25 protein-coding genes, 1 tRNA gene and 1 other RNA gene are annotated in these 26,567 nt (G+C 39.5%); 20 read left to right on the top strand and 7 right to left on the bottom strand.

Annotation, left to right across the window (positions count from 1 at the left end):
* Positions 1 to 30: 30 nt before the first annotated feature.
* The 3 genes from lacB to HMPREF9180_RS07090 all read right to left on the bottom strand — a co-directional run bounded on the left by lacB (position 31) and on the right by HMPREF9180_RS07090 (position 1,621).
* A complete protein-coding gene (lacB, locus tag HMPREF9180_RS07100) occupies positions 31 to 549 on the bottom strand; it encodes a galactose-6-phosphate isomerase subunit LacB (protein ID WP_006145835.1) in 519 nt (172 codons plus the stop codon).
* Between the two features lie 11 nt (positions 550 to 560).
* Entirely contained in the window at positions 561 to 989 is a 429-nt protein-coding gene (gene lacA / locus HMPREF9180_RS07095) for a galactose-6-phosphate isomerase subunit LacA (RefSeq protein ID WP_006145834.1), read from the bottom strand.
* Between the two features lie 155 nt (positions 990 to 1,144).
* Positions 1,145 to 1,621: an RrF2 family transcriptional regulator gene (locus tag HMPREF9180_RS07090; RefSeq protein ID WP_006145833.1), complete on the bottom strand. Its 477-nt coding sequence runs from the start codon at positions 1,619 to 1,621 to the stop codon at positions 1,145 to 1,147.
* A 185-nt stretch (positions 1,622 to 1,806) separates the two neighbouring features.
* Here HMPREF9180_RS07090 and HMPREF9180_RS07085 point away from each other — a divergent pair, with 185 nt between their 5' ends.
* On the top strand, positions 1,807 to 2,709 hold the full coding sequence (locus tag HMPREF9180_RS07085; protein WP_006145832.1) for a DMT family transporter: 903 nt from the start codon (positions 1,807 to 1,809) through the stop codon (positions 2,707 to 2,709).
* A gap of 236 nt (positions 2,710 to 2,945) precedes the next feature.
* Here HMPREF9180_RS07085 and rlmB read toward each other — a convergent pair whose 3' ends face one another.
* Together rlmB and def are read right to left on the bottom strand one after the other, a co-directional pair.
* Positions 2,946 to 3,674, bottom strand: a complete 729-nt coding sequence (gene rlmB, locus HMPREF9180_RS07080; protein ID WP_006145831.1) for a 23S rRNA (guanosine(2251)-2'-O)-methyltransferase RlmB — start codon at positions 3,672 to 3,674, stop codon at positions 2,946 to 2,948.
* Between the two features lie 45 nt (positions 3,675 to 3,719).
* Positions 3,720 to 4,331: a peptide deformylase gene (def, locus tag HMPREF9180_RS07075; RefSeq protein ID WP_006145830.1), complete on the bottom strand. Its 612-nt coding sequence runs from the start codon at positions 4,329 to 4,331 to the stop codon at positions 3,720 to 3,722.
* Positions 4,332 to 4,487: 156 nt separating this feature from the next.
* Between def and HMPREF9180_RS07070 the strand changes: the two genes are divergently transcribed.
* The 5 genes from HMPREF9180_RS07070 (at position 4,488) to HMPREF9180_RS07055 (ending at position 9,347) form a co-directional block, all read left to right on the top strand.
* Positions 4,488 to 5,807, top strand: a complete 1,320-nt coding sequence (locus HMPREF9180_RS07070) for a CapA family protein (RefSeq protein WP_006145829.1) — start codon at positions 4,488 to 4,490, stop codon at positions 5,805 to 5,807.
* Between the two features lie 23 nt (positions 5,808 to 5,830).
* Positions 5,831 to 6,658 carry an HAD family hydrolase gene (locus HMPREF9180_RS07065; RefSeq protein ID WP_025168712.1) on the top strand — a complete coding sequence of 276 codons (828 nt, stop codon included), beginning with the start codon at positions 5,831 to 5,833 and terminating at the stop codon, positions 6,656 to 6,658.
* 1 nt (position 6,659) lies between these two features.
* Positions 6,660 to 7,295: an SGNH/GDSL hydrolase family protein gene (locus HMPREF9180_RS07060; protein ID WP_006145827.1), complete on the top strand. Its 636-nt coding sequence runs from the start codon at positions 6,660 to 6,662 to the stop codon at positions 7,293 to 7,295.
* A gap of 60 nt (positions 7,296 to 7,355) precedes the next feature.
* Positions 7,356 to 7,703: a transfer-messenger RNA gene (gene ssrA / locus HMPREF9180_RS10170) on the top strand.
* Between the two features lie 309 nt (positions 7,704 to 8,012).
* Positions 8,013 to 9,347: an Nramp family divalent metal transporter gene (locus tag HMPREF9180_RS07055; protein ID WP_006145826.1), complete on the top strand. Its 1,335-nt coding sequence runs from the start codon at positions 8,013 to 8,015 to the stop codon at positions 9,345 to 9,347.
* 80 nt (positions 9,348 to 9,427) lie between these two features.
* On the opposite strand, the gene HMPREF9180_RS07050 is transcribed toward HMPREF9180_RS07055, so the two are convergent.
* Positions 9,428 to 9,515 (bottom strand) — tRNA-Ser (locus tag HMPREF9180_RS07050).
* Between the two features lie 161 nt (positions 9,516 to 9,676).
* On the opposite strand from HMPREF9180_RS07050, the gene HMPREF9180_RS07045 reads away from it, so the two are divergent.
* The 4 genes from HMPREF9180_RS07045 (at position 9,677) to HMPREF9180_RS07030 (ending at position 15,698) form a co-directional block, all read left to right on the top strand.
* Positions 9,677 to 10,417 carry a DeoR/GlpR family DNA-binding transcription regulator gene (locus HMPREF9180_RS07045; RefSeq protein WP_006145825.1) on the top strand — a complete coding sequence of 247 codons (741 nt, stop codon included), beginning with the start codon at positions 9,677 to 9,679 and terminating at the stop codon, positions 10,415 to 10,417.
* Positions 10,414 to 11,325, top strand: a complete 912-nt coding sequence (gene pfkB / locus HMPREF9180_RS07040; RefSeq protein WP_006145824.1) for a 1-phosphofructokinase — start codon at positions 10,414 to 10,416, stop codon at positions 11,323 to 11,325. The genes HMPREF9180_RS07045 and pfkB overlap by 4 nt, the downstream gene beginning before the upstream one ends.
* A complete protein-coding gene (locus HMPREF9180_RS07035; protein ID WP_006145823.1) occupies positions 11,322 to 13,277 on the top strand; it encodes a PTS fructose transporter subunit IIABC in 1,956 nt (651 codons plus the stop codon). The genes pfkB and HMPREF9180_RS07035 overlap by 4 nt, the downstream gene beginning before the upstream one ends.
* A gap of 90 nt (positions 13,278 to 13,367) precedes the next feature.
* Entirely contained in the window at positions 13,368 to 15,698 is a 2,331-nt protein-coding gene (locus HMPREF9180_RS07030; RefSeq protein ID WP_006145822.1) for an FtsK/SpoIIIE family DNA translocase, read from the top strand.
* A gap of 154 nt (positions 15,699 to 15,852) precedes the next feature.
* On the opposite strand, the gene HMPREF9180_RS07025 is transcribed toward HMPREF9180_RS07030, so the two are convergent.
* Positions 15,853 to 16,263, bottom strand: coding sequence for a DUF6556 family protein (locus HMPREF9180_RS07025; protein ID WP_006145821.1), 411 nt, complete (start codon positions 16,261 to 16,263; stop codon positions 15,853 to 15,855).
* A gap of 136 nt (positions 16,264 to 16,399) precedes the next feature.
* On the opposite strand from HMPREF9180_RS07025, the gene HMPREF9180_RS07020 reads away from it, so the two are divergent.
* From HMPREF9180_RS07020 to abc-f, 10 genes are all read left to right on the top strand, one after another.
* Positions 16,400 to 17,542, top strand: a complete 1,143-nt coding sequence (locus tag HMPREF9180_RS07020; RefSeq protein WP_006145820.1) for a cysteine desulfurase family protein — start codon at positions 16,400 to 16,402, stop codon at positions 17,540 to 17,542.
* An 8-nt stretch (positions 17,543 to 17,550) separates the two neighbouring features.
* Positions 17,551 to 18,765, top strand: a complete 1,215-nt coding sequence (gene thiI, locus HMPREF9180_RS07015; RefSeq protein ID WP_006145819.1) for a tRNA uracil 4-sulfurtransferase ThiI — start codon at positions 17,551 to 17,553, stop codon at positions 18,763 to 18,765.
* A 134-nt stretch (positions 18,766 to 18,899) separates the two neighbouring features.
* On the top strand, positions 18,900 to 19,724 hold the full coding sequence (locus HMPREF9180_RS07010) for an alpha/beta hydrolase (protein ID WP_006145818.1): 825 nt from the start codon (positions 18,900 to 18,902) through the stop codon (positions 19,722 to 19,724).
* Positions 19,725 to 19,745: 21 nt separating this feature from the next.
* Entirely contained in the window at positions 19,746 to 20,486 is a 741-nt protein-coding gene (locus tag HMPREF9180_RS07005) for an esterase family protein (RefSeq protein ID WP_006145817.1), read from the top strand.
* A 12-nt stretch (positions 20,487 to 20,498) separates the two neighbouring features.
* Complete coding sequence (locus tag HMPREF9180_RS07000) at positions 20,499 to 21,665, top strand: ATP-grasp domain-containing protein (RefSeq protein ID WP_006145816.1); 1,167 nt, start codon at positions 20,499 to 20,501, stop codon at positions 21,663 to 21,665.
* 158 nt (positions 21,666 to 21,823) lie between these two features.
* Positions 21,824 to 22,729, top strand: a complete 906-nt coding sequence (gene gla / locus HMPREF9180_RS06995; protein ID WP_006145815.1) for an aquaglyceroporin Gla — start codon at positions 21,824 to 21,826, stop codon at positions 22,727 to 22,729.
* 167 nt (positions 22,730 to 22,896) lie between these two features.
* Entirely contained in the window at positions 22,897 to 23,430 is a 534-nt protein-coding gene (locus HMPREF9180_RS06990) for a YutD family protein (protein ID WP_006145814.1), read from the top strand.
* Positions 23,431 to 23,446: 16 nt separating this feature from the next.
* Positions 23,447 to 24,532: a dual-specificity RNA methyltransferase RlmN gene (gene rlmN, locus HMPREF9180_RS06985; protein WP_006145813.1), complete on the top strand. Its 1,086-nt coding sequence runs from the start codon at positions 23,447 to 23,449 to the stop codon at positions 24,530 to 24,532.
* A 1-nt stretch (position 24,533) separates the two neighbouring features.
* Positions 24,534 to 25,007 (top strand): VanZ family protein, encoded by a 474-nt coding sequence (locus HMPREF9180_RS06980; RefSeq protein WP_006145812.1) that lies wholly within the window; start codon positions 24,534 to 24,536, stop codon positions 25,005 to 25,007.
* A gap of 1 nt (position 25,008) precedes the next feature.
* On the top strand, positions 25,009 to 26,550 hold the full coding sequence (gene abc-f, locus HMPREF9180_RS06975) for a ribosomal protection-like ABC-F family protein (protein ID WP_006145811.1): 1,542 nt from the start codon (positions 25,009 to 25,011) through the stop codon (positions 26,548 to 26,550).
* Positions 26,551 to 26,567 lie beyond the last annotated feature (17 nt).

Below are 26,567 nucleotides of genomic sequence, written 5' to 3'. Positions count from 1 at the left end.
TAAGTAAATTGTTGAAAATGGTTGAGAACACTAATCGTGATATTCTCCACGAGCCCATTTTGCATTTTCTTCATCAAAGATATGATCATTAGCAGCTACCTCTGGACTTACTTCAGAAAGTTTATCGATTTTGGTAATCAACTTTTCTTTTTCAGGATTTGGATTATATTTCGTATTGATAAATTCATCTACAATGTTATTAATAAAATTAATACCAAGAATGGCTCCACCAAAGGCTACAATGTTTGCATTGAGATTTTCACGTGCAGCACGAGCTGTTACTACGTCTCCAACAAGGGTTACTCGAGTACCAGGGACTTTATCAGCAGCAACTGCAATCCCGACACCTGTACCACAAAGGGCAACACCAAAGTCGGCATTTCCCTTTACAACTTCTTCAGCAATCAAGCGGCCGTAAATAGGGTAGTGGGTGCGGACAAAGTCGTAAGTACCGACGTCAATAACTTCATGTCCTTGTTTTTTGAGGTGTTTAGAAATCTTCATTTTTACATCTGTTACAATATGGTCACAACCGAGTGCAATTTTCATAGTATTACCTCCTAGCAGAGTTTGTTTAGCATATCAATGCGAACTTGGTGACGTCCAGCGTCATAATCATGTTCCAAAAAAGTTTTTACAATTTCAACCGCAAGAATATCTCCAGTAATTCCAGAACCGAGATTAATAATTGGAGTGGAATTGTGTCGAATGGTCATCATGGATGAGTGTTCATCGGAAACAGCTGCACAGATAATCCCCTTAAACTTATTGGCAGGCATAAAGGAATGACCATACTTATCGAAAAGAATTGCACGAGCATGTTTATGTTTGCGAAATTCTTGAACGGCATTGACAGTAGAGTCTACAAAATCCTCTGAACCGTGGGTAGAGTTGAGATCAATAACTTCATAACCGGAATGAAGCAAAAAGTTTTTGATAGTTTCTTTTAATTGGAAACCATCTCGGTCAGTAGCTAAAATGACTTTCATAAGAACCTTCTTTCTTTACTTTAGCTATAGGAAAGGATGCGATAAGCATCTTTTTAACGATATAGAAGATATTCTTTATCTTCAATTAAAGTATAAACCCTCTGAAAATATTTGTCAAGAAATTATATAAAAAAGTTGAGGAAAAAAATCCCCAACTATTTTTTATGATGATTGATCCAGTCTCGGACGTCGGTTAAATCATAGTTCATTTCAGCCTGAAAAGCAACTTGGCTGAGCGTGATAGAAGTGAGAGTAGAGACCAGCGTATTTTCAATCATATCCAGTGAATTGGTGACAACGCATCTTTTGGCTTTTTTTCCTTCTTCCTCTCCCAAGAATCTTTTTAGAAGATTTTGACTTTCAAAAATACGATTTTTCCCTTCTATAGCAACAAAGACATCATAAAAACTAATCTGGCTCAGAGGTCTTGAAAGAGCAATACCTCCATTTTTTCCTCGAACGGATTTTACTAGTCCCTCATTATCTAGCAGTTTAATAATTTTTTTTAAATAGGAATCTGAAACCCCTAATCGTTCACTCAAGAAAATCGAATTGATATATTCTCCTTCTGGTAGTTGATCAAGCATGAGTAGAACGTAGATAGACTGTTCCCATCCAGATGATAAATGCATCTGTGCACCTCCGTATATAAAGATAATTCATATCCATACTACCAGTATAGACTTTTTTTAATGATTTCTCAATATACAGGAGGATAAAAGATTTTTGCAATTGTTTGGAGATCTATTGACATTTAGTTTAAAACGAGTAAAATAAGAGACAAATATTATCTTTAATATCTCATAAAGGAGCAGCCATGAAAAATAAATCGAATCTTATCTTTTTGTCAGCTATATTATTGACAACGATTTTTATGGGATCCTCTTTCCCAACTGGGAAGTACTTAATTGCCGTTGAACAGACGCCCCCTCTATTAATTGGAGGTGTGCGATTCATGATTGCGGGAGCACTGATGTTAGCTTTAAAGTGTTTACATGGGAACTGGTCGTCTATTATTCCTAAGAGTGGGGCAAAAAAAGGTAAGGGATTTGTTCTTGTAATGATGATTGGTCTCTTGCAAACAGCTGGAACGATGGGATTCCTTAATCTTGCTTTAGCTTATGGTCTGTCGTCCTCTATGTCATCGATTATCCTCTTTACCAATCCTCTTTGGTTAGCTTTGTTAGCTCATTTTCTTCTAAAGGATAAACTGACTTTCAAAAAAATTAGCGCTCTACTATTAGGAATTGCAGGAGTTGTGACGTGCATTGGATGGGACGGTTCTGCTTTTAGTTTAGGAGCCTTGTTTGCCTTACTCGGTTCTTTTTGTTGGTCTGTTAATACGATTATCACTAAAAAAGTCCCATTTGATAATGGACCTTGGATTTTTACCGGTTGGCAATTATTGCTTGGAGGTATTTTCCTCTATCTATTTTCATTGCCCTTACATGAAAGTTATAATTTTGTACATCTAGGATTTTGGGGCTGGATTTGGTTTGTTTGGTTAATTATACCTGCTTCTGTGGGCTCTTTTGGATTGTGGTTCTTTAGTCTAGGTCAAAAAGGAGCAACGACAGCTAGTAGTTTCTTATTCTTAGTTCCGGTGTTTTCTACGCTCTTTTCAATTGTAGGTTTGCATGAAGCCTTTACGTTAAACTTGTTGGTTGGTGGTGCAATGGTAGTATTTGCTTTAATTTTGGTCAATTGGAAGCAGCAGTGATGTCTAAAGAAGATCATAAAAATCGATGATACTATTTCGTTTAAGGAAGGTTTGAAGAGAGTGAAAACGAGGCAGGAACAAAAAATTCCAACCTCGTTTTTTTTATTAGCAATGAGTCTTCCCTTGACAGGGTAGACACTTGAAATTTACAACTTTCAACAATTCATCGGATTATTGAATTCTATTGGGACTATGACATCCAAACTTAGTTTACTAAATTCTATATCATCACATTTTTATAATCGATTTCGAAAAACTTCATACATAAGGATAGCAGCGGCGACACTGGCATTGAGACTTTGTACGTGTCCATCCATGGGAATGGTGATCATCTCATCCACTTGCTTCTTGATATTGCTAGAAATTCCTCTGCCTTCATTTCCGATAATGAGAGCGATTTTGCCACTCGTGTTCCATTTATGGCAAGGAGTTCCGTTCATGTCGGTCCCAAAAATCCAGAAACCTTCATCCTTAAGTTTGTCCAAGGTTTGGCTTAGATTGGTTACGCGGGCAATGGGAACGTGCTCGATAGCACCTGTTGCAGTTTTAGCAACTACGGGTGTTACCCCAACAGAACGATGTTTGGGAATGATGACACCTGAAACATTAGTTGCATCTGCTGTTCTCAAGATAGAACCAAGATTATGAGGGTCTGTCAAACCATCAAGAATCAGTAGTAGTGGGTTTTCTTCTTGACGTGTCTTTGCAAGGATTTGATCCAGTTCACTGTAGGCAAATTCAGAAACGCGCAAGACGAAACCTTGGTGGACAGCACCATCAGTCATTTCAGAGAGAGATTTTTTGGAAGTCCAAGAGATAGATACTTTCTTTTCAGTAGCTAGTTCTTTCACTTTTTCTACATTTTTTCCTCGTAAATCATCTTGGAGATAAAGTTTGTTTCCAGTATTTGCTAAAAGGGCTTCTGTAACGGCATGGACACCGTAGACAATATCGTTAGTTTTCATGCATTTATTATAACATAAAAATCCCGTCATTTAACGGGATTTTCTTTATTCTAGGATGAGGAGACCATCTTTTATTTCAAATGGATCTTTCTCATTGATACGATCGTAAAACATAACGCCATTTGTATGGTCGATTTCATGTTGGACGACGATAGAATTATAACCTTTTAGTTTGATACGGTGCTTTTCTCCATCCTTGTCAAAATATTCGACTGTCACGCGGGCATGGCGGATAACATAGCCTGGAACTTCTCGGTCAACGGATAAGCAACCTTCACCCTCTGCAAGAGCAGCATCTTGAACAGAATGCGATACGATTTTTGGATTATACATCACGGCCTGCATGCTATATGCTTCTGTAGGTGTTTCTCCCTCTTCTACAATATTGGGTACTAGGACAGCAATGATTCGTTTTGAGATATCAAGTTGTGGTGCTGCAAGACCAACCCCTCCGCGAAGGCCCATTTTTTCAGCTGTAACCGGGTCTTGAGAATTTTTAAGAAATTGCAACATCTTTTCACCCAAGATAATCTCTTGATCACTCAAAGGGAAACTGACTTCTTCAGCAAGTGCACGTAAAGTAGGATTTCCTTCTCGAATAATATCCTTCATATCAATTAAATGTGCAGGTTTTGTAATACGTTCTATAGCAGACATGTTCTCACTCCTTTTCTTACTCCTACATGATAACACAAAACAGATGAGAAAGAAAGTCACAGAAGTTGATAAAAATAATATAATAAAAGGAAATAACCTTTTGTCTGTGGTATAATAGGGTAAAGAAGTTTACTTGAAAAAACAAGGAGAAAAGGGATGGAAAAGCGTAGTATTCGAAATCAAAATAGTTCTTTATTACGAGTTGTTAGAAAAACGGTCCGATTTTTCAGAAACTATCGTCATTGGAATAATAGAACCTTTATTGTGGTTTTATTAGCTTCGGTGGCTATTTCGATTTCATTTACTTTATTAGTGGAAAGTGCTAGAGGGATTGCTTTAAACAGTAGAGATACGAGTGCTAATCATCAACAGTTAAATTCTCAAGAAAAGAATGCTGGGTCGGAGCAAGAAACAAGTGCTCGAATTATGGCAAATGGCGATTTGCTTTATCATGATATCGTCTACATTTCTGCTAAAAAGGCAGATGGGACTTATGATTTCCATGAAAATTTTGAATATGTGAAACCTTGGCTTAAGCAAGCGGACCTAGTGCTTGGTGATTTTGAAGGAACCGTAAATAAAGACCACTATCTTGCAGGATATCCTTTGTTTAATGCCCCAGGTGAAGTTATGGATGCTATAAAAGATGCAGGTTACCAAGTATTAGACTTGGCTCACAACCATATCTTGGATTCTCAGATCGAAGGTGTGGTTTCAACAGCTGATGCTATTGAAAAAGCAGGAATGACACCTGTTGGAGTCTATACTCACGAACCACGAGATAAAGCACCTATCGTCATCAAGGAAGTCAATGGTATTAAAGTTGCTATTTTAGCCTATTCCTATGGTTTTAACGGCATTGAACAAAACATTTCTAAAGAGGATTATAATCGTTATCTTTCAGACTTGGATGAAGATAAAATGAAGGCTGAAATCGAGAGGGCTGAAAAAGAAGCAGATATCACTGTCATTATGCCTCAGATGGGAGTTGAGTATCAAATTGAGCCTACTGAGGAGCAAAAGAAACTTTACCATAAGATGATCGATTGGGGAGCAGATATTATCTTTGGAGGTCACCCTCATGTTGTTGAGCCTGCTGAAACGGTTGAAAAAGACGGTGATAAAAAGCTTATTATTTACTCTATGGGAAATTTCATCTCAAATCAACGGATTGAAACCATGCAGGATGTTGAAACTGCTAAGTGGACGGAACGTGGAGTTCTCATGGATGTGACCATTAAGAAGAAATCTGGTAAAACGACTATCGAAACTGCCAAAGCTCATCCTACCTGGGTTAGTCGTACTCCAAAGGGAGGCTATTCTCCAGAAGGTTATCCACTCTACCTATACCAAACTTATATTTTGGAAGACTTTATAGAAGGCGGGAAATATCGCAGTCAACTTGAGGAGGCTACCAAGGAACGAATTGATACAGCTTATAAAGAAATGAATGAGCATGTAGGTTTGAATTGGTAGTGACTGAAAGCGAGAAGGAAGTTATGGATATTAAAGTCATTGCGACGGATATGGATGGCACCTTGTTAGATTCGAGAGGTCAACTAGATCTTCCACGACTAGAAAAAATTTTAAATCGGCTCGATCAACGTGGTGTTCGTTTTGTCATTGCAACTGGAAATGAAGTTCATCGTATGCGTCAATTATTGGGTCATTTAGCAGAGAGAGTCGTTTTGGTAGTTGCTAATGGTGCTCGTATATTTGAACACAATAAATTGCTTCAAGCACAAACTTGGGATGATGCCATGGTTGATAGGGTTTTGGGACATTTTAAAGGAAGAGAATGCCAGGACCAGTTTGTCGTAACGGGCATGAATGGTGGCTTTGTTAAGAAAGGTACTATTTTTACAGAACTAGATAAATTTATGACTTCAGAGATGATTGAAAAGCTCTATCAACGAATGCACTTTGTTGATGAATTTGACTCCAGCCTTTTTGGTGGGGTTCTCAAGATGAGTATGGTTGTTGGTGAAGAACGATCAGATGCAGTTTTACAGGAAATCAATGACTTGTTTGATGGTCAAATTCGAGCCGTTTCTAGTGGATATGGCTGTATTGATATCTTACAAACTGGGATTCATAAGGCATGGGGACTAGAGAAATTGCTTAAACGATGGAGCTTGAAATCTGAACAAATCATGGCCTTTGGTGACAGTGAAAATGACATCGAAATGTTGAAGCTTGCAGGAATTTCTTATGCCATGGAAAATGCAGAAGAGAGTGTTAAGGAAGTTGCGACAGGAGTAGCACCAGCTAATAGTCAGGCAGGAGTTTATCAAGTTTTAGAAAACTGGCTAGAAAAAGGAGAGTAACTTGGCAGTACAGCTTTTAGAAAACTGGCTCTTGAAAGAGCAAGAAAAAATTCAAACCAAGTATCGTGAACTCAATCAAATCTCAGTAATCGAACCCAATATCATTTTTATCGGGGATTCGATTATTGAGTATTATCCCTTGCAGGAATTGCTAGGGACAGCCAAGACCATTGTAAATCGAGGTATTCGAGGCTATCAGACTGGTTTATTACGAGATGATCTTGATGCTCATCTCTATGGTGATGCGGTAGATCAGATTGTTCTTTTGATTGGGACAAATGATATTGGAAAAGATGTTCCAATGAATGAAGCGCTAAATAATCTAGAAAGCGTGATTCAAACTATTTCCCGCGACTATCCGTTGTCACAGATTAAATTAGTCTCTATCTTACCTATCAATGAGAGTGAGAACTTCAAACAGACGGTATATATTCGTACCAATGAGAAAATCAAGAAGTGGAATCAAGCCTATCAAGATCTGGCATCGGCCTATATGCAGGTAGAATACGTGCCTGTTTTCGAGCATTTACTCGATCAGGAAGGACAGCTCAAGGAGGGTTACACAACAGACGGCCTTCACCTCAGTATCTCTGGTTATCATATTCTATCAGAAGCCTTGAAAGATTACATTTTCTAAGCGTCTACTTGTTTTTTTGATTTTTTAGCTTAGATAAGGTATAATATCTTTATTGTCTTTGGGGTCGTTACGGATTCGACAGGCATTATGAGGCATATTTTGCGACTCGTGTGGCGACGTAAACGCTCAGTTAAATATAACTGCAAAAAATAACACTTCTTACGCTTTAGCTGCCTAAACACCAGCAGGCGTGACCCAATTCGGATTGCTCGTGTCTGATGATGGGTTTTATTATTAGCGAGATACGATTAAACTTTGTCTAGCAGTTTGATAAGAGATTTATAGACTCGCAGTTCCTGGGCTTGAGTTATGTGTCGAGAAGCTGTTAAAACAATACATAACCTATGGTTGTAGACAAATATGTTGGCAGGTGTTTGGACGTGGGTTCGACTCCCACCGGCTCCATTATTCTTTTACATTCTTTTGCATTCCTTTCTAAAACGTTGTAATTACAGCGTTTTTTATTTTGTTCTTTTAGATTACTTGGTATTCTTTTTTATAGAAAGGATACAACATTTCGATGTATCTTAAAAATTTGATAAAATCCTACATTTTTTCAGTTTTTCTCTGATTTTGTGTTATAATTAAGGTGGCTTAAGAAAATTGATGAAAGTAATAGAAATTGTTTCATACTTATTTTCAGTTTCTTATGAGTTCATATTATCTTTCAGTAATTGCAAGTAATGAAAAGGTAGTTTTAGAAAGAGGTAAAGAGAAATGTCTTCTCATAAAAAGGTTTCACTTTCTGAGATCAATCAGTCTATCGAGACTCCAAATAATAATCGTTTCTGGCAAAATTTAAAGGCCTTTTTAGGTCCGGGTGCTCTTGTGGCAGTCGGTTATATGGATCCAGGAAATTGGATTACGAGTGTAGTCGGAGGGGCTTCCTATAAGTATAGTCTTTTGTTTGTCATCCTCATTTCGTCTCTTATTGCGATGCAACTTCAACAGATGGCAGGAAAACTCGGGATTGTAACCCAGATGGACTTAGCTCAAGCAACAGCTCATCATTCACCAAAATGGCTTCGATATAGTCTATGGGTGATTTTGGAATTGGCCTTGATGGCGACAGACTTAGCAGAAGTTCTAGGTTCCGCGATTGCTCTCAATCTTCTTTTTAAGATTCCGATTATGATTGCAATTCTGTTGACGGTTCTGGATGTCTTTCTTTTATTGCTCTTAATGAAATTTGGCTTTAAGAAGATAGAAGCTATTGTTACAACACTGATTTTAACGATTCTGGTAATCTTTGGTTATCTGGTAGCAATATCACATCCAAGCTTTCAAGGAATTGCTGAAGGTTATTTACCAACATCTACTTTATTTGAAAGTCCAACACCTGGACATGAAAGTCAGTTGACTTTAGCGCTAGGAATTGTTGGTGCGACGGTTATGCCACATAACCTCTATTTGCATTCTTCCTTGTCTCAGACTCGCAAAATCAATCACAAGGATAAGAATGATGTTCGTAAAGGTGTTCGCTTTATGACTTGGGATTCAAATCTTCAGTTATCTTTGGCATTTGTTGTCAACTCCCTTCTGTTGATTTTAGGAGCAGCACTCTTTTTTGGCCATGCATCTGATATTTCTGCTTTTTCTCAAATGTATAATGCATTGAAGGATTCTACCATTGCTGGAGCCATAGCTAGTTCAACTTTGTCTACTTTGTTTGCTTTGGCCTTATTAGCTAGCGGTCAAAATTCTACTATCACAGGTACCTTGACAGGACAAATCGTTATGGAAGGTTTCTTACATATGAGATTGCCACAGTGGTTTATTCGCTTGGCGACTCGTCTCTTTGCCTTGCTACCTGTCATAATAGTGGCAATTCTGTTTGGTCATCAGGAAAAAACTTTGGATCAGTTATTGGTTTATTCACAGGTATTTCTCTCTATAGCTCTTCCATTTTCAATATTCCCTCTGATTTATCTAACCTCAAAAAAATCACTAATGGGAGAATTTACCAATGCTAAGTGGAATACAGTCATTGGTTATATCGTTTCAATTATCTTAACCATCCTCAATGTGAAATTGCTATTTGATATGTTTTAAGAAGTGCATTCTAGTTCTATTACTAACATATAAGAAAACAGATACCCAAGATTTCTTGGGTATCTGTTTTTGAATATAAACGGAAGACATGGGATTCGAACCCACGCACGCTGTTACACGCCTACCGCGTTTCCAACACGGCCTCTTAAGCCTCTTGAGTAATCTTCCAATGGTTACTAACCTAGTCTACCATAAAGCCTTCTTTCTTGCAAATATATTTGAAGATAAAGGAATTTTGATAGAAAATGAAAGAAAATGACAAAAAATGCTTGACTTTGATTTTGTTTGTGATAAAATAATTAATGTAATCGCTAACAGGAGGTAGGATAGTGCTAAAAAGCGAAAGAAAAAAGCTGATTTTAGAAGAATTGAAACAGCACAAAGTCGTTTCTCTAGAGAGATTAGTAGGCTTGTTAAACACTTCTGAGTCAACGGTTAGACGAGATTTAGACGAATTGGAATCTAAAAATAAACTTCGACGAGTACACGGAGGAGCTGAGTTGCCATACTCCCTACAAGAAGAAGAAACCATTCAAGAAAAATCTGTCAAAAACCTTCAAGAGAAAAGGTTGATTGCTCAAAAAGCTGCCTCCCTCATCAAAGAAAAGAATGTTATCTTTGTGGATGCAGGAAGTACGACAGCTTTTCTCATTAAGGAATTAGACCGAAAAGACATTACAGTGGTAACCAACTCCATTCACCATGCTGTTCAATTAGTGGATAAGCAAATCCCTACAGTCATCATTGGTGGTGGTGTTAAGATGACAACGGATGCCAGTATAGGAGGAGTAGCGCTCAACCAAATTAACCAACTGCACTTTGATCGTGCCTTTATTGGAATGAATGGTGTAGATGAAGGTTATTATACAACTCCGGATATGGAGGAAGGAGCGGTCAAGCGAGCTATTTTAGAGAATGCTAAACAAGCCTATGTCTTGGTAGATTCATCCAAGATCGGTCAGTCTTGTTTTGCTAAGGTAGCTCCTATAAAACGTGCTATTGTCATTACAAGCAAGGGTCACGAGCTCCTGTCAGCTATCAAAGAGAAAACGGAGGTAATAGAAGTATGATTTATACAGTCACACTCAATCCATCTATAGACTACATTGTCCGTTTGGACAAAGTTGAAGTTGGTAGTGTCAATCGTATGGATAGTGATGATAAGTTTGCTGGTGGTAAAGGTATCAATGTTAGCCGTGTCTTAAAGCGTTTGGATATTCCAAATACAGCGACAGGTTTCATCGGTGGTTTTACTGGAAAATTTATCACAGATACTTTAGCTGAAGAACAAATTGAAACGCAATTTGTCCAAGTGGCAGAAGATACGCGTATCAATGTTAAGATTAAAGCCGACCAAGAAACTGAAATCAATGGGACAGGCCCTAATGTTGAGCCCGAACAACTTGAAGAGTTAAAAGCCATTCTTTCAAGTCTGACAGCAGAAGATACAGTAGTATTTGCTGGATCAAGTGCTAAAAACTTGGGTAATGTTATTTACAAAGAATTAATTGCTTTAACGCGTCAGACAGGCGCTCAAGTAGTCTGTGACTTTGAAGGTCAGACCTTGATCGATAGTTTGGATTATCAACCACTTTTGGTCAAACCAAATAATCATGAATTGGGAGCTATCTTTGGAGTCAAGCTTGAAAGCCTTGATGAAATAGAAAAATACGCTCGAGAATTACTGGCTAAGGGTGCTCAAAACGTGATTATCTCTATGGCTGGTGATGGTGCCCTTTTAGTAACAACCGAGGGAACATACTTTGCTAATCCTATCAAGGGAACAGTGAAAAACTCAGTGGGGGCTGGTGACTCTATGGTTGCTGGATTTACTGGTGAGTTTGTCAAATCAAAAGACGCAGTAGAAGCCTTCAAATGGGGAGTAGCTTGCGGAACAGCAACCACTTTCTCTGATGACTTGGCATCTGCAGCATTTATTAAAGAAACTTATGAAAAAGTTGAGGTAGAAAAAAGATGAAAATTCAAGATTTATTGAGAAAAGATGTCATGTTGCTTGATTTGCAAGCAACTGAAAAAACAGCAGCTATTGAAGAAATGATTCATAGTCTAGTAGAGCATGGATATGTGACGGATTTTGAAACCTTTAAAGAAGGAATCTTAGCGCGTGAAGCTTTGACTTCTACAGGCTTGGGCGACGGTATCGCTATGCCACACAGCAAAAATGCTGCTGTTAAGGAAGCAACAGTTCTCTTTGCTAAGTCAAACAAGGGTGTTGATTACGAAAGTTTAGACGGACAAGCAACTGACCTCTTCTTTATGATTGCGGCTCCAGAAGGTGCTAATGATACCCACTTGGCTGCCTTGGCAGAATTGTCACAATATTTGATGAAAGACGGATTTGCTGATAAACTTCGTCAAGTAACATCAGCTGATCAAGTCATTGAACTCTTTGACCAAGCTTCAGAAAAAGCTCAAGAGCCAGTTCAAACACCTGCAAATAGTTCTGATGACTTTATCGTTGCTGTAACTGCTTGTACAACAGGGATTGCCCACACTTATATGGCTCAAGAAGCTCTTCAAAAAGTGGCAGCTGAAATGGGTGTTGGTATTAAGGTTGAAACCAACGGTGCTAGTGGTGTTGGCAACCAATTGACAGCAGAAGATATCCGAAATGCTAAAGCGGTAATCATTGCTGCAGACAAGGCAGTTGAGATGGATCGCTTTGACGGTAAACCGTTGGTGAATCGTCCAGTAGCAGACGGTATTCGTAAGACTGAAGAGTTGATTAACTTGGCCCTTTCTGGGAATGCTGAAGTTTATCATGCTGCTAATGGAGCAAAAGCTTCAACTGCATCTAACGAAAAACAAAGTGTCGGTGGTGCTTTCTACAAACACTTGATGAGTGGTGTATCTCAAATGTTGCCATTCGTTATCGGTGGTGGTATCATGATTGCCCTTGCCTTCTTGATTGATGGGGCTATGGGTGTACCAAATGATAGCCTTGGAAATCTTGGATCTTACCATGAACTAGCTTCTATGTTCATGAAAATTGGTGGGGCAGCCTTTGGTTTGATGTTGCCAGTGTTTGCAGGATATGTTGCTTACTCAATCGCTGAAAAACCAGGCTTGGTAGCAGGTTTCGTAGCTGGAGTTATTGCCAAAGAAGGTTTTGCCTTTGGTAAAATCCCTTATGCTCAAGGTGGTGAAGCAACTTCAGCTCTTGCAGGTGTATCATCAGGTTTCCTTGGAGCTCTTGTTGGTGGATTTATCGCTGGTGCTTTAGTTCTCTTGGTTAAGAAATATGTGAAGGTTCCTCGCTCACTTGAAGGTGCTAAATCAATCCTTCTCTTACCACTACTTGGAACAATCTTGACAGGATTTGTTATGCTGGCTGTAAATATCCCAATGGCTTCAATCAATACTGGTATGAATAACTTCCTTGGTGGTCTTGGTGGAGGTTCCGCTGTTCTTCTGGGTCTTGTTCTTGGAGGAATGATGGCGGTCGATATGGGTGGTCCTGTCAATAAAGCAGCATATGTCTTTGGTACTGGTACTCTTGCCGCAACAGTGTCAACAGGTGGTTCAGTAGCCATGGCAGCAGTAATGGCTGGAGGAATGGTTCCACCACTTGCAATCTTTGTTGCTACTCTTCTCTTTAAAAATAAATTCACAAAAGAAGAACGTAACTCTGGTTTGACGAACATCGTTATGGGCTTGTCATTCATCACTGAAGGAGCGATTCCATTTGGTGCAGCAGACCCAGCTCGTGCTATCCCAAGTTTTATCCTTGGTTCAGCAATTACAGGTGGACTCGTTGGTCTTGCAAATATCAAACTCATGGCTCCTCACGGAGGAATCTTCGTTATCGCCCTTACTTCAAATGCCCTTCTTTACCTTGCCTCTGTCTTGGTAGGAGCACTTGTTAGTGGTGTAGTTTATGGTTACCTTCGTAAACCATTAGACAAATAATCTCAAAAACATTCAAATGACTGAACACGAAAGTGGACAGTCATTTTTTTAACCTCTCGAAAAGTTCATGAAATATGGTATAATAGAAGCATGGCAAACAAGAATACAAATAAATCAAGACGAAGACCGTCTAAAGCAGAATTAGAAAGAAAGCAAGCGATTCAACGAATGTTGATTTCCTTAGCTTTGGCTATCTGTTTAATTTTTGCAGCTCTCAAATGGGGAGTTGTTGGAATTACTGTTTATAACCTGATTCGCTTACTCGTGGGGAGTTTAGCTTATTTGACTATTTTCTCTCTTTTAATCTATCTATTTTTATTTAAATGGATTCATAAGCAAGAAGGCTTGTTAGCAGGTTTCTTCTTTATTTTTGCAGGCTTGCTCCTCATCTTTCAAGCTTATCTGGTCTGCAAGTTTAGTATGGCAAACGCTGTTTTACAAGGGACAGCCGGACAAATCGTTAAAGATTTAACCAGCTTTCAAGTGACTAGCTTTGCTGGTGGAGGTTTGATAGGGGTTATACTCTACATTCCAGTAGCATTTCTGTTCTCAAACATCGGTACCTATTTCATCGGGGTAATCTTAATCCTAATCGGAGCCCTTTTAATGAGTCCATGGTCAATCTACGATATCGCTGATTTTATTTCTGCTCGATTTGCAATTTGGATGGAACGACACGAACAGAAAAAACAAGAACGTTTTATCAAACGTGAAGAAGAAAAGGCAAGAAGAGAATCTGAAGAACAAGCAAGGCTTGAGAAAGAAAAAGAAGAACAGGCTTTGCTTGACATAACGCCTGTAGATATGGAAACTGGAGAAATTTTATCAGACGAACCTTTGCAAGAATTTCCTCCGCTTCCAGAAGAAGAATGGGTAGAACCTGAGATTATTCTCCCTCAAGCCGATTTTGATTATCCTGAAGAAGGGGATTATCCAGAGGAAGAAGTTTTTCCAGAAGAAGAAGATGAAGAGGTAGAGGTTGATTTTTCTGCTAAAAAAGCCTTAGAGTATAAGCTTCCAAGCTTGCAACTCTTTGCACCTGATAAACCAAAAGATCAGTCTAAAGAAAAGAAAATCGTTCGGGAGAATATCAAGATTTTGGAAGAAACCTTCGCAAGTTTTGGTATTAAAGTGACTGTAGAAAGAGCAGAAATCGGTCCGTCGGTGACCAAGTATGAGGTTAAACCTGCAGTTGGTGTCCGTGTCAACCGTATTTCAAACCTAGCAGACGATTTAGCTTTGGCTTTGGCTGCTAAAGATGTACGTATCGAAGCACCGATTCCTGGGAAATCCTTGGTCGGTATTGAAGTTCCTAACTCAGAAATTGCAACTGTATCCTTCCGCGAACTTTGGGAACAGTCGCAAACAAAACCTGAAAATCTTTTAGAAATTCCTCTAGGTAAAGCTGTAAATGGTACAGCAAGAACCTTTGACCTTTCTAAAATGCCTCACTTGCTAGTGGCTGGATCTACTGGTTCTGGTAAATCTGTTGCGGTTAACGGAATCATCGCAAGTATTCTCATGAAGGCTCGCCCTGACCAGGTCAAGTTTATGATGGTGGATCCTAAGATGGTTGAGCTTTCAGTATACAACGATATCCCTCATCTCTTGATTCCAGTTGTGACTAACCCTCGTAAGGCCAGTAAGGCCCTTCAAAAAGTCGTTGATGAGATGGAAAACCGCTATGAACTTTTCGCCAAAGTCGGAGTTCGAAATATTGCTGGTTTTAACGCTAAGGTTGAAGAATTTAACGCTCAATCAGAATACAAGCAAGTTCCGCTTCCATTTATCGTTGTGATTGTGGATGAGTTGGCTGACCTCATGATGGTTGCTAGTAAGGAGGTAGAAGATGCTATTATTCGTCTCGGACAAAAGGCGCGTGCAGCTGGTATCCATATGATTCTTGCAACCCAGCGTCCATCAGTCGATGTTATTTCTGGTTTGATCAAGGCAAATGTGCCTTCTCGTGTAGCCTTTGCTGTATCTTCTGGAACGGACTCACGTACGATATTGGATGAAAATGGTGCTGAGAAATTACTCGGTCGAGGAGATATGCTCTTTAAGCCAATTGATGAAAATCATCCTGTTCGTCTCCAAGGTTCCTTTATTTCAGATGATGATGTTGAACGTATCGTAAACTTCATCAAGGCTCAAGCAGACGCTGATTATGATGAAAGCTTTGACCCAGGAGAAGTGTCTGAGACAGAAGGTGATTTTGGTTCTAGCGATGATGCCGGAGATCCACTTTTTGAAGAAGCGAAAGCTCTTGTCATCGAGACACAAAAAGCAAGTGCATCCATGATTCAACGCCGACTATCAGTCGGATTTAATCGAGCAACTCGCCTGATGGAAGAATTAGAGATGGCTGGAGTTATTGGTCCTGCTGAAGGAACAAAACCTCGAAAAGTCTTGCAACAGTAAATCAATACAAATAACTTATGTCAAAATGAGTCAGTTATTTAATAAACATATAAAAAAAAGCAAACAAGTGAATTTCTCGCTAGTTTGCTTTTTATGATTTTTTAGCTTGTTTTGGTATGTTCCTAATCTTTGTAATTGTTAGGACTTTTAAAAATTAAGGATTCTTGTTATTTGAAGCTGCGGTAGTCGGTGTTGTATCTGTTTTAGGGGCTTGGTTATTTGAAGATGAGGTGACAGGCTGTTCAGACTTGTTATTGTTGTCCTCTTTTTTATTGTCTTCTTGATTGTTAGCAGGTTGAGTATCTTCTTTAGCTTTGACAGGATTTTCTTCGTTATTTACCCTTGTGTCTGTTCGAGATTCATTTTTTCCCTCTCTAATGATGGTTGTTTGCTGAGTATTAGGAGTTGGTTCCTTTTTATTTTTATCCATAGCACTCATAATAGTGATACTGGCAGTGATTAAGCCTAAAATACTCCCTAGAGTTGCAATGGTTTTTTGAAAAACAGTGAATCCTTTTTTGATGTGTTCGGTTTTGGGTTTTGAACTTCTTCGATAGTTAGACATAATTTCTCTCCTTTGTCATGATAGATTATACTAAAAATCTTTAAAAAAAACTTAAATGAACCTGAATTGCCTTTCTTGTCGCCTGAACTGTTTCGTGTTACAATAGAAGAAGTGATTTTAGAAAGCGTGAGAAACCATGATTTACTTTGATAATTCGGCTACGACCAAACCTTATCCAGAAGCACTTGAAACCTATATGCAGGTGTCTGCAAAAATTATTGGAAATCCTTCTAGCCTTCACCGTTTGGGAGACCAGTCTACCAGAATCTTAGAGGCATCTCGTCATCAGATAGCAGATTTGATTGGTAAGAAAAGTGAAGAAATCTTCTTTACTTCTGGTGGAACTGAAGGAGATAACTGGGTTATCAAAGGGGTTGCATTTGAAAAAGCACAATTTGGGAAACACATTATTGTGTCTGCTATTGAGCATCCAGCAGTCAAGGAATCAGCCCTTTGGTTGAAGACTCAAGGGTTTGAAGTGGATTTTGCACCAGTAGATGAGCAAGGTTTTGTGGATTTGGAGGTATTAAAAAGTCTAATACGACCTGATACCACACTTATTTCTATCATGGCTGTTAACAATGAAATTGGCTCAATTCAACCTATTCAAGCTATTTCAGAACTTTTGGCAGATAAGCCAACGATTTCCTTCCATGTTGATGCAGTTCAAGCTTTAGCTAAGATTCCGACAGAATCCTTCCTAACTGACCGAGTGGATTTTGCGACCTTCTCGAGTCATAAGTTTCACGGAGTTCGTGGTGTTGGCTTTGTCTATATCAAGTCTGGAAAGAAAATTACACCGCTTTTAACTGGTGGTGGCCAAGAGCGTGACTATCGTTCAACAACTGAGAATGTAGCAGGTATTGCTGCGACAGCCAAGGCTCTGCGTTTGGCTATGGAGAGACTCGACTTGTTTGCTAGCAAAACGAGTCAGATGAAAGAAATCATCCGTCAAGCCCTTCTTGATTATCCTGATATTTTTGTCTTTTCAGGTGAAGAGGACTTTGCGCCTCATATTTTAACCTTTGGGATTAAGGGAGTTCGTGGGGAAGTCATTGTTCACGCATTTGAAGACTATGATATTTTTATCTCCACAACCTCTGCTTGCTCGTCCAAGGCAGGAAAACCTGCTGGTACCTTGATTGCTATGGGAATCGAAAAGGATAAAGCCCAGTCAGCAGTTCGACTTAGTATGGATCTAGAAAATGACATGAGCCAGGTTGAGCAATTTTTGACCAAGTTGAAATTAATTTACAATCAAACTAGAAAAGTAAGATAGGAGTATTCATGCAATATTCAGAAATTATGATTCGCTACGGGGAACTTTCAACCAAAGGTAAAAACCGTATGCGTTTCATCAATAAACTTCGTAATAATATCTCAGACGTTTTATCTATCTATCCTCAAGTCAAAGTGACTGCGGACCGTGACCGTGCTCACGCTTATCTGAATGGGGCAAATTATGAGCCGGTGGCAGAGTCTCTCAAGCAAGTTTTCGGGATTCAAAACTTTTCTCCAGTATACAAGGTTGAAAAATCCGTAGAAGTTCTTAAATCTGCTGTCCAAGAGATTATGCTGGACATCTATAAGGAAGGCATGACCTTTAAAATCTCAAGCAAACGTAGTGATCACAACTTTGAACTTGATAGTCGTGAACTCAATCAAACGCTTGGTGGAGCAGTTTTTGAAGTTATTCCGACCATTCAAGCCCAAATGAAAAATCCTGATATCAATCTTCAAGTGGAGATTCGTGAGGAAGCAGCCTACCTTTCCTATGAAACTATTCGTGGTGCGGGTGGTTTACCAGTTGGAACTTCTGGGAAAGGTATGCTCATGTTATCAGGTGGGATTGACTCACCAGTAGCTGGATATCTAGCTCTAAAACGTGGTGTAGATATTGAGGCTGTTCACTTTGCGAGTCCTCCTTACACCAGTCCAGGTGCCCTTAAAAAAGCCCAAGATTTAACTCGCAAATTGACTAAGTTTGGGGGCAATATCCAGTTTATCGAAGTGCCATTTACTGAGATTCAAGAAGAGATCAAGGCTAAGGCTCCAGAAGCCTATCTCATGACCTTGACCCGTCGTTTTATGATGCGGATTACAGACCGTATTCGCGAGGTACGAAATGGTTTGGTCATCATCAATGGGGAAAGCCTTGGACAAGTAGCCAGCCAAACTCTTGAAAGTATGCAGGCAATCAATGCTGTGACCAATACGCCAATTATCCGTCCAGTTGTAACTATGGATAAGCTAGAAATTATTGACATTGCGCAAGAAATTGATACCTTTGAAATTTCTATCCAGCCATTTGAAGACTGTTGTACGATTTTTGCACCCGATCGTCCCAAAACAAATCCTAAAATTAAAAATGCAGAGCAGTATGAAGCCCGTATGGATGTTGAAGGATTGGTAGAGCGTGCAGTAGCAGGAATTATGATTACTGAAATTACGCCTCAAGCTGAGAAGGACGCAGTCGATGAGTTAATTGACAATCTCCTCTAATCAGACAAACCAGAGGAAAAGATAAAATAAGTAAAAAAGTTAGTTTATTGTCCTAAAGTTGGACGGAAACTGACTTTTTTTCTATTTTTATGATATAATTAGGTAAAATTTTGAATATAGAGAGTTTTCTGACAATGAATCAATCTTATTTTTACCTGAAAATGCGAGAACATAAATTAGTGGTTCCCTACACAGGTAAGGAGCGACGAGTCCGTGTTCTTCTTCCAAAAAACTATGAAAAAGACACGGATAGAAGTTACCCAGTTGTGTATTTCCATGATGGACAAAACGTTTTTTATAGTAAGGAATCCTATGTTGGTCATTCCTGGAAGATTATCCCGACTATCAAGCGAAATCCGGATATCAGTCGCATGATTATCGTAGCGATTGACAATGATGGCCTTGGACGTATGAATGAGTATGCGGCTTGGAAATTTCAAGAGTCCAACATTCCCGGCCAACAATTTGGTGGTAAGGGTGTCGAGTACGCAGAATTTGTCATGGAAGTGGTTAAGCCCTTTATCGATGAAACCTATCGTACAAAATCAGACCGTAAACACACTGCCATGATTGGATCTTCTTTGGGTGGTAATATTACCCAGTTTATTGGCTTAGAATATCAAGATCAAATTGGTTGCTTGGGAGTTTTCTCATCAGCTAACTGGCTTCACCAAGAGGCTTTTGATCGCTATATTGAGCGTAAAAAACTGTTACCTGACCAACGAGTCTTTATCTACGTTGGAACTGAAGAAGCAGATGATACAGATAAGACGCTCATGGCTGGTAACATTAAGCAGGCCTATATCGACTCTTCCCTTCGCTATTATCATGATTTGATAGCAGGAGGAGTGCAGTTGGAAAATCTCTCACTCAAAGTTCAGGCTGGAGCTATTCATCATGAAGTACCATGGTCAGAAAATCTTCCACCTTGCCTACGCTTTTTTGCAGAAAATTGGTAAATAGTATAAAGGAGACAGGATATGAATATTGAACATCTTAGCCATTGGAGTGGAAATCTAAATCGTGAAATGTATGTCAATCGATACGGACATGCGGGTATCCCAGTTGTTGTCTTTGCTTCCTCAGGTGGAAGCCACAATGAATACTATGATTTTGGCATGATTGATGCTTGTGCGTCCTTCATCGAGGAAGGTCGTGTCCAGTTCTTTACGCTTTCAAGTGTCGATAGCGAGAGCTGGCTTGCAACATGGAAAAACGGTCATGACCAGGCTGAAATGCACCGTGCTTATGAACGATATGTGATTGAAGAAGCCATTCCTTTTATCAAACATAAGACGGGCTGGTTTGATGGTATGATGACAACAGGTTGCTCCATGGGAGCTTACCATGCCCTTAACTTCTTCCTGCAACATCCAGATGTCTTCACGAAAGTCATTGCCCTTAGTGGTGTCTACGATGCACGTTTCTTTGTCGGTGATTACTACAATGACGACGCCATCTATCAAAATTCGCCAGTAGATTATATCTGGAATCAAAATGATGGCTGGTTTATCGACCGTTACCGTCAGGCTGAGATTGTCATCTGTACAGGTCTCGGTGCTTGGGAACATGATGGGCTACCTTCTTACTACAAGCTCAAAGAAGCCTTTGATCAAAAACAAATCCCTGCTTGGTTTGCAGAGTGGGGATACGATGTCGCTCACGACTGGGAATGGTGGCGCAAACAAATGCCTTATTTCCTTGGTCACATGAGTCTATAAAAGGAGTTGCTTATGAATTATCTTGTAATTTCCCCCTATTATCCACAAAATTTCCAACAATTTAGCATTGAACTAGCTAATAAAGGAATCACAGTTCTAGGGATTGGTCAAGAACCCTATGAACAACTAGATGAACCATTGCGCAATTGTTTGACTGAATATTTCCGAGTTGATAATCTTGAAAATATCGATGAGGTTAAACGTGCAGTTGCCTTTCTTTTCTATAAACATGGACCAATTGACCGCATTGAATCACACAATGAATACTGGCTAGAGTTGGATGCTGCCCTTCGTGAACAGTTCAATGTTTTTGGTGCTAAACCAGAAGACCTCAAGAAGACTAAGTTCAAGTCCGAAATGAAGAAACTCTTCCAAAAAGCTGGAGTTCCAGTTGTACCAGGTGCGGTAATTGAAACAGAAGCAGATGTTGATAAAGCTGTGAAAGAAATTGGACTTCCCATGATTGCCAAACCTGACAATGGAGTTGGAGCAGCGGCAACCTTCAAGCTTGAAACAGAAGATGATGTGAATCACTTTAAGACTGAATGGGACCACTCAACCGTTTATTTCTTTGAAAAATTTGTCACATCTAGTGAAATCTGTACCTTCGATGGTTTGGTAGATAGAGATGGGAATATCGTCTTTTCTACGACCTTTGACTATGCTCATACACCCCTCGATCTCATGATCTACAAGATGGACAATTCTTATTACGTTCTCAAAGAGATGGATCCAAAATTGCGTAAGTATGGTGAGGCTATTGTCAAAGAGTTTGGTATGAGAGAACGTTTCTTCCATATCGAGTTCTTCCGTGAAGGCGGTGATTACATCGCCATTGAATACAATAATCGTCCAGCTGGTGGCTTTACCATTGATGTTTATAACTACGCCCACTCTTTCGACTTGTACAAGGGATATGCAGCGATCGTTGCTGGTGAGCCATTCCCAGCTTCTCACTTTGAGCCACTTTATTGTTTAGCAACATCACGCCGTGCCAATGCCAACTATGTTTATTCAGAAGAGGACTTGCTTGCCAAATACAGCCAGCAGTTCAAGGTAAAGAAAATCATGCCAGCAGCCTTTGCTGAATTGCAAGGAGACTATCTTTATATGCTAACGACACCAAGTCGTGAAGAAATGGATCAGATGATTCATGACTTTGCTCTTCGTAAAGAATAATAAGAATTAGGACTTAACAAACTTACTTTGTTAAGTCTTTTTTTAGTAGTTGAAATAAAAACGTTTTCTCCTTAGATTCTTTTAGAAAATCTGTTGCTAAAAGCTCTAAAAATTGATAGAATAAGGATTGTCTAAAAAATATTAAGGAGAATCTATCAATGGATTTCACATGGGCAGTCAAATATGCCACTGAATTTTTGGGAACAGCCATCTTGATCATTTTAGGGAATGGTGCTGTTGCTAACGTTGAACTTAAAGGTACGAAAGGTCACCAAAGTGGCTGGCTCGTTATCGCTGTTGGTTACGGTATGGGGGTTATGATCCCTGCCTTGATGTTTGGGAATGTTTCTGGTAACCACATCAACCCAGCCTTCACTCTTGGTCTAGCAGTTAGCGGACTTTTCCCTTGGGCTCAAGTAGTACCATACATTATCGCACAAGTTTTGGGAGCAATATTTGGACAAGCTTTGGTTGTTGCAGCTCATCGTCCTTACTACTTGAAAACAGAAAACCCAAATAATATCTTGGGAACTTTCTCAACTATTTCAAATGTTGATCAAGGAACAAAAGAATCCCGCTTTGCAGCATCTGTCAATGGTTTCGTCAATGAGTTTATCGGTTCTTTCGTTCTCTTCTTTGCAGCTATGGCAATGACGAAGAACTACTTTGGTGCTGAATTAGTTGCTAAATCTCAGGCATTGATTAACAATCAAGTGGCACAAGCAACTGCTCAAGGTCAAACAATTCCTCAAGAACAAGTCACAGCAGCACTTGAGCAAGCAAAAACTCAAGTAGCTCCGTTCTTATCACCAGGACTTGCTGTTGCTCACTTGGCTCTTGGTTTCCTAGTAATGGCCTTAGTTACTTCATTAGGTGGACCTACAGGACCAGGTTTGAACCCAGCTCGTGACCTTGGACCACGTCTCCTTCATGCTGTTCTTCCAAAGTCAATCCTTGGTGAACACAAAGGAGATTCAAAATGGTGGTATGCTTGGGTACCAGTAGTTGCACCGATTGCAGCTGGTATTGCAGCAGTAATACTCTTCAAGTTCCTTTATATGTAATTATTAAAAAACTGGGAATTCCCAGTTTTTTTCTTGAATTAAAATGGAATAATCTTCAACGAATCACTGCTTAAATCGCCAGACTTTTTTCGTTTTGAAATAAAAGGTGAAAATATGGCAAAAATATGGTAAAATAGAGTATTAAGTAAACGTTAAAAAGGAATAGTATGCGTAAAGAGATTGCACCTGAATTATATAATTACAATAAATTCCCTGGTCCTGAATTTCATTTGTCTGGAGATAAAGTAGAAGCGGAAGGCTTTACTTTTAACTTAGTTGAAAATAGCAAGGAAGCCTTTGATGCAACGGCATTTACTCAACGATTTTCAGAAGTTTTAACTAAGTTCGATTATATTGTAGGAGACTGGAGTAATGAACAGTTACGCTTACGTGGTTTCTACAAAAATGAGAGAGCTGAAGAATCTCTCGAGGAAATCAGTCGTTTACAAGATTATCTCCTCGAGTATTGTAGCTATGGATGTGCCTATTTTGTCCTAGAAAATGAAGCTCCTAAACGAGCACCGTTTGATCAAAAAATGAGAAAAACAGAGGAAGAAAAGGATACTCGAAGAGGAAAGAAAATTCCTCAAAACAAGAAACGGAATAACACAGATATGAGAAATAGACGTCGTCGTAAAGAACAGAAATCTCAGAGTGAAGAAAAAGAACAACGTCATTTCGTCATCCGTAAGAAAGATTAGAGTTTAAGGAGAAACCATGAAACCGTCTATTTATAGTTTAACACGTCAAGGAATGCAAGAATGGATCTTGGAACAGGGAGAAAAGAAATTCCGTGCTGACCAAATCTGGGAGTGGCTTTACCGTAAACGTGTTCAGTCCTTTGAAGAAATGACTAACTTGTCTAAGGATTTGATTGCAAAGCTCAATGACCAATTTGTAGTCAATCCTTTGAAACAACGCATCGTTCAAGAGTCAGCAGATGGTACTGTGAAGTATCTTTTTGAGTTGCCAGATGGGATGCTGATTGAGACAGTATTGATGCGTCAACACTACGGTTTGTCCGTCTGTGTAACAACTCAGGTAGGATGCAATATCGGTTGTACCTTCTGTGCATCAGGTTTGATCAAGAAACAACGTGACCTTAATAATGGGGAAATCGTTGCACAGATTATGTTGGTACAGAAATATTTTGACGAACGTGGTCAAGATGAGCGTGTTAGCCATATCGTTGTTATGGGTATTGGAGAACCATTTGATAACTACAATAACGTTTTGAACTTTATTCGTACTATTAACGACGATAAGGGAATGGCTATCGGTGCTCGTCATATCACCGTATCAACTTCTGGTTTGGCTCATAAGATTCGTGCCTTTGCCAATGAAGGTGTACAAGTTAACCTTGCTGTTTCTCTTCATGCGCCAAACAATGAACTTCGTTCAAGCATTATGAAGATTAACCGTGCCTTTCCAATTGAAAAACTCTTTGCAGCGATTGAGTATTACATCGAAACAACCAACCGTCGTGTGACTTTTGAGTACATTATGCTCAATGAGGTCAATGATGGAGTTGAACAAGCGCTTGAGTTGGCTGAATTGCTTAAAAACATCAAGAAATTATCTTATGTCAACTTGATTCCTTATAATCCAGTTACTGAACATGACCAATACAGTCGTAGTCCAAAAGAGCGTGTGATGGCCTTCTATGATACCTTGAAAAAACATGGTGTCAACTGTGTAGTCCGTCAGGAACACGGCACTGATATCGATGCAGCTTGTGGTCAATTGCGTTCAAACACCATGAAACGTGATCGCCAAAAAGCAGTAGCAGAACTAAATCCATAATATGAAACGAAAAACATTACTAAGCTTGGGAGTGCTATTTTACAGTCTTTGTATCATCTGTTTTTGTTTTACTCCCCAGCATCAACTTCCTACAGGAGTGGAAACTCCAGGTATTCAAACTTTTGGACGCCTGGTTTTTCTTTTGACGCCTTTTAACTCTTTTTGGAAACTGGGTGAAGTGACCAGTCTTTTACAGCTATTCTGGATTTTTTTGCAAAACGCCTTAAATATTCTCTTACTTTTCCCATTGATGTTCCAACTTCTCTATCTGACACCTAGTTTAAGAAAAACGAAAAAAGTGATTCTGTTTAGTTTTTTACTGAGCCTTGGAATCGAATGTACACAGCTGGTCTTAGACTTTTTCTTTGATTTTAACCGGGTATTTGAGATTGATGATTTATGGACCAATACTTTGGGTGGCTACCTGGCTTGGGTCCTTTATAAACTACTACATAGAAACAAGATAAGGAATTAGAATGAGTATCTTAGAAGTTAAAAATTTGAGTCACGGTTTTGGAGACCGTGCGATTTTTGAAGACGTGTCTTTCCGTCTTTTAAAAGGTGAACATATCGGTCTGGTCGGTGCCAATGGTGAAGGGAAATCAACCTTCATGAGCATCGTGACTGGTAAAATGCTACCTGATGAAGGTAAGGTGGAATGGTCTAAATACGTGACAGCAGGTTACCTGGACCAGCATGCTGTGCTCAAAGAAGGTCAAACCGTGCGTGATGTTTTGCGTACAGCCTTTGACGAATTATTCAAAGCCGAAGCTCGGATCAATGACCTTTATATGGAAATGGCAGAAGAGGGCGCTGATATTGATGCATTGATGGAAGAAGTTGGAGAACTTCAGGACCGTTTAGAAAGTCGTGATTTCTATACATTAGATGCTAAGATTGATGAAGTGGCGCGTGCCCTTGGTGTCATGGACTTTGGGATGGACACGGATGTAACAGCTTTGTCTGGTGGGCAAAGAACCAAGGTGCTTTTAGCCAAATTGCTTCTTGAAAAGCCTGATATCTTGCTGCTTGACGAGCCTACTAACTATCTAGATGCCGAACATATCGACTGGCTCAAACGCTATCTCCAGAACTATGAAAATGCCTTTGTTCTTATTTCTCACGATATTCCTTTCCTAAACGATGTAATCAATATCGTATATCACGTTGAAAATCAACAGTTGACTCGTTATTCAGGCGATTACTACCAGTTCCAAGAAGTCTATGCCATGAAGAAATCACAACTGGAAGCAGCCTATGAGCGTCAACAGAAAGAAATTGCGGATCTCAAGGACTTTGTAGCTCGAAACAAAGCACGTGTCGCAACGCGTAATATGGCCATGTCTCGTCAGAAAAAATTGGACAAGATGGACATTATTGAGCTTCAAAGTGAGAAACCAAAGCCGTCCTTTGAATTCAAAATGGCTCGTACACCTGGACGATTTATTTTTCAAGCTAAGGACTTGCAGATTGGGTATGACCGTCCCCTTACTAAACCATTAAATCTTACCTTTGAACGCAATCAAAAGGTTGCCATCATCGGTGCTAACGGTATCGGGAAAACAACCCTCTTGAAGAGTCTCTTGGGCATCATTCCTCCAATTGCTGGGGAGGTTGAACGTGGAGACTATCTAGAACTCGGATACTTTGAGCAGGAAGTAGAAGGAGGCAATCGTCAGACGCCACTGGAAGCAGTTTGGAATGCCTTTCCAGCTCTTAACCAAGCAGAAGTCCGTGCTGCTCTTGCCCGTTGTGGTTTGACTACTAAACACATTGAAAGCCAGATTCAAGTCTTGTCAGGTGGAGAGCAAGCCAAGGTGCGTTTCTGTCTCTTGATGAATCGTGAAAACAATGTCCTTGTTCTTGACGAACCTACCAACCACTTGGATGTGGATGCCAAGGACGAACTCAAACGAGCTCTGAAAGAATACAAGGGTTCTATCCTCATGGTTTGCCATGAACCAGACTTCTATGAAGGATGGATGGATCAAATCTGGGATTTCAATGAGTTAACATAAATAGCCATAAAAAAGCC

Source organism: Streptococcus peroris ATCC 700780 (assembly GCF_000187585.1).
GTDB lineage: Bacteria > Bacillota > Bacilli > Lactobacillales > Streptococcaceae > Streptococcus > Streptococcus peroris.
This window is presented reverse-complemented; position numbering and strand designations above follow the sequence as displayed.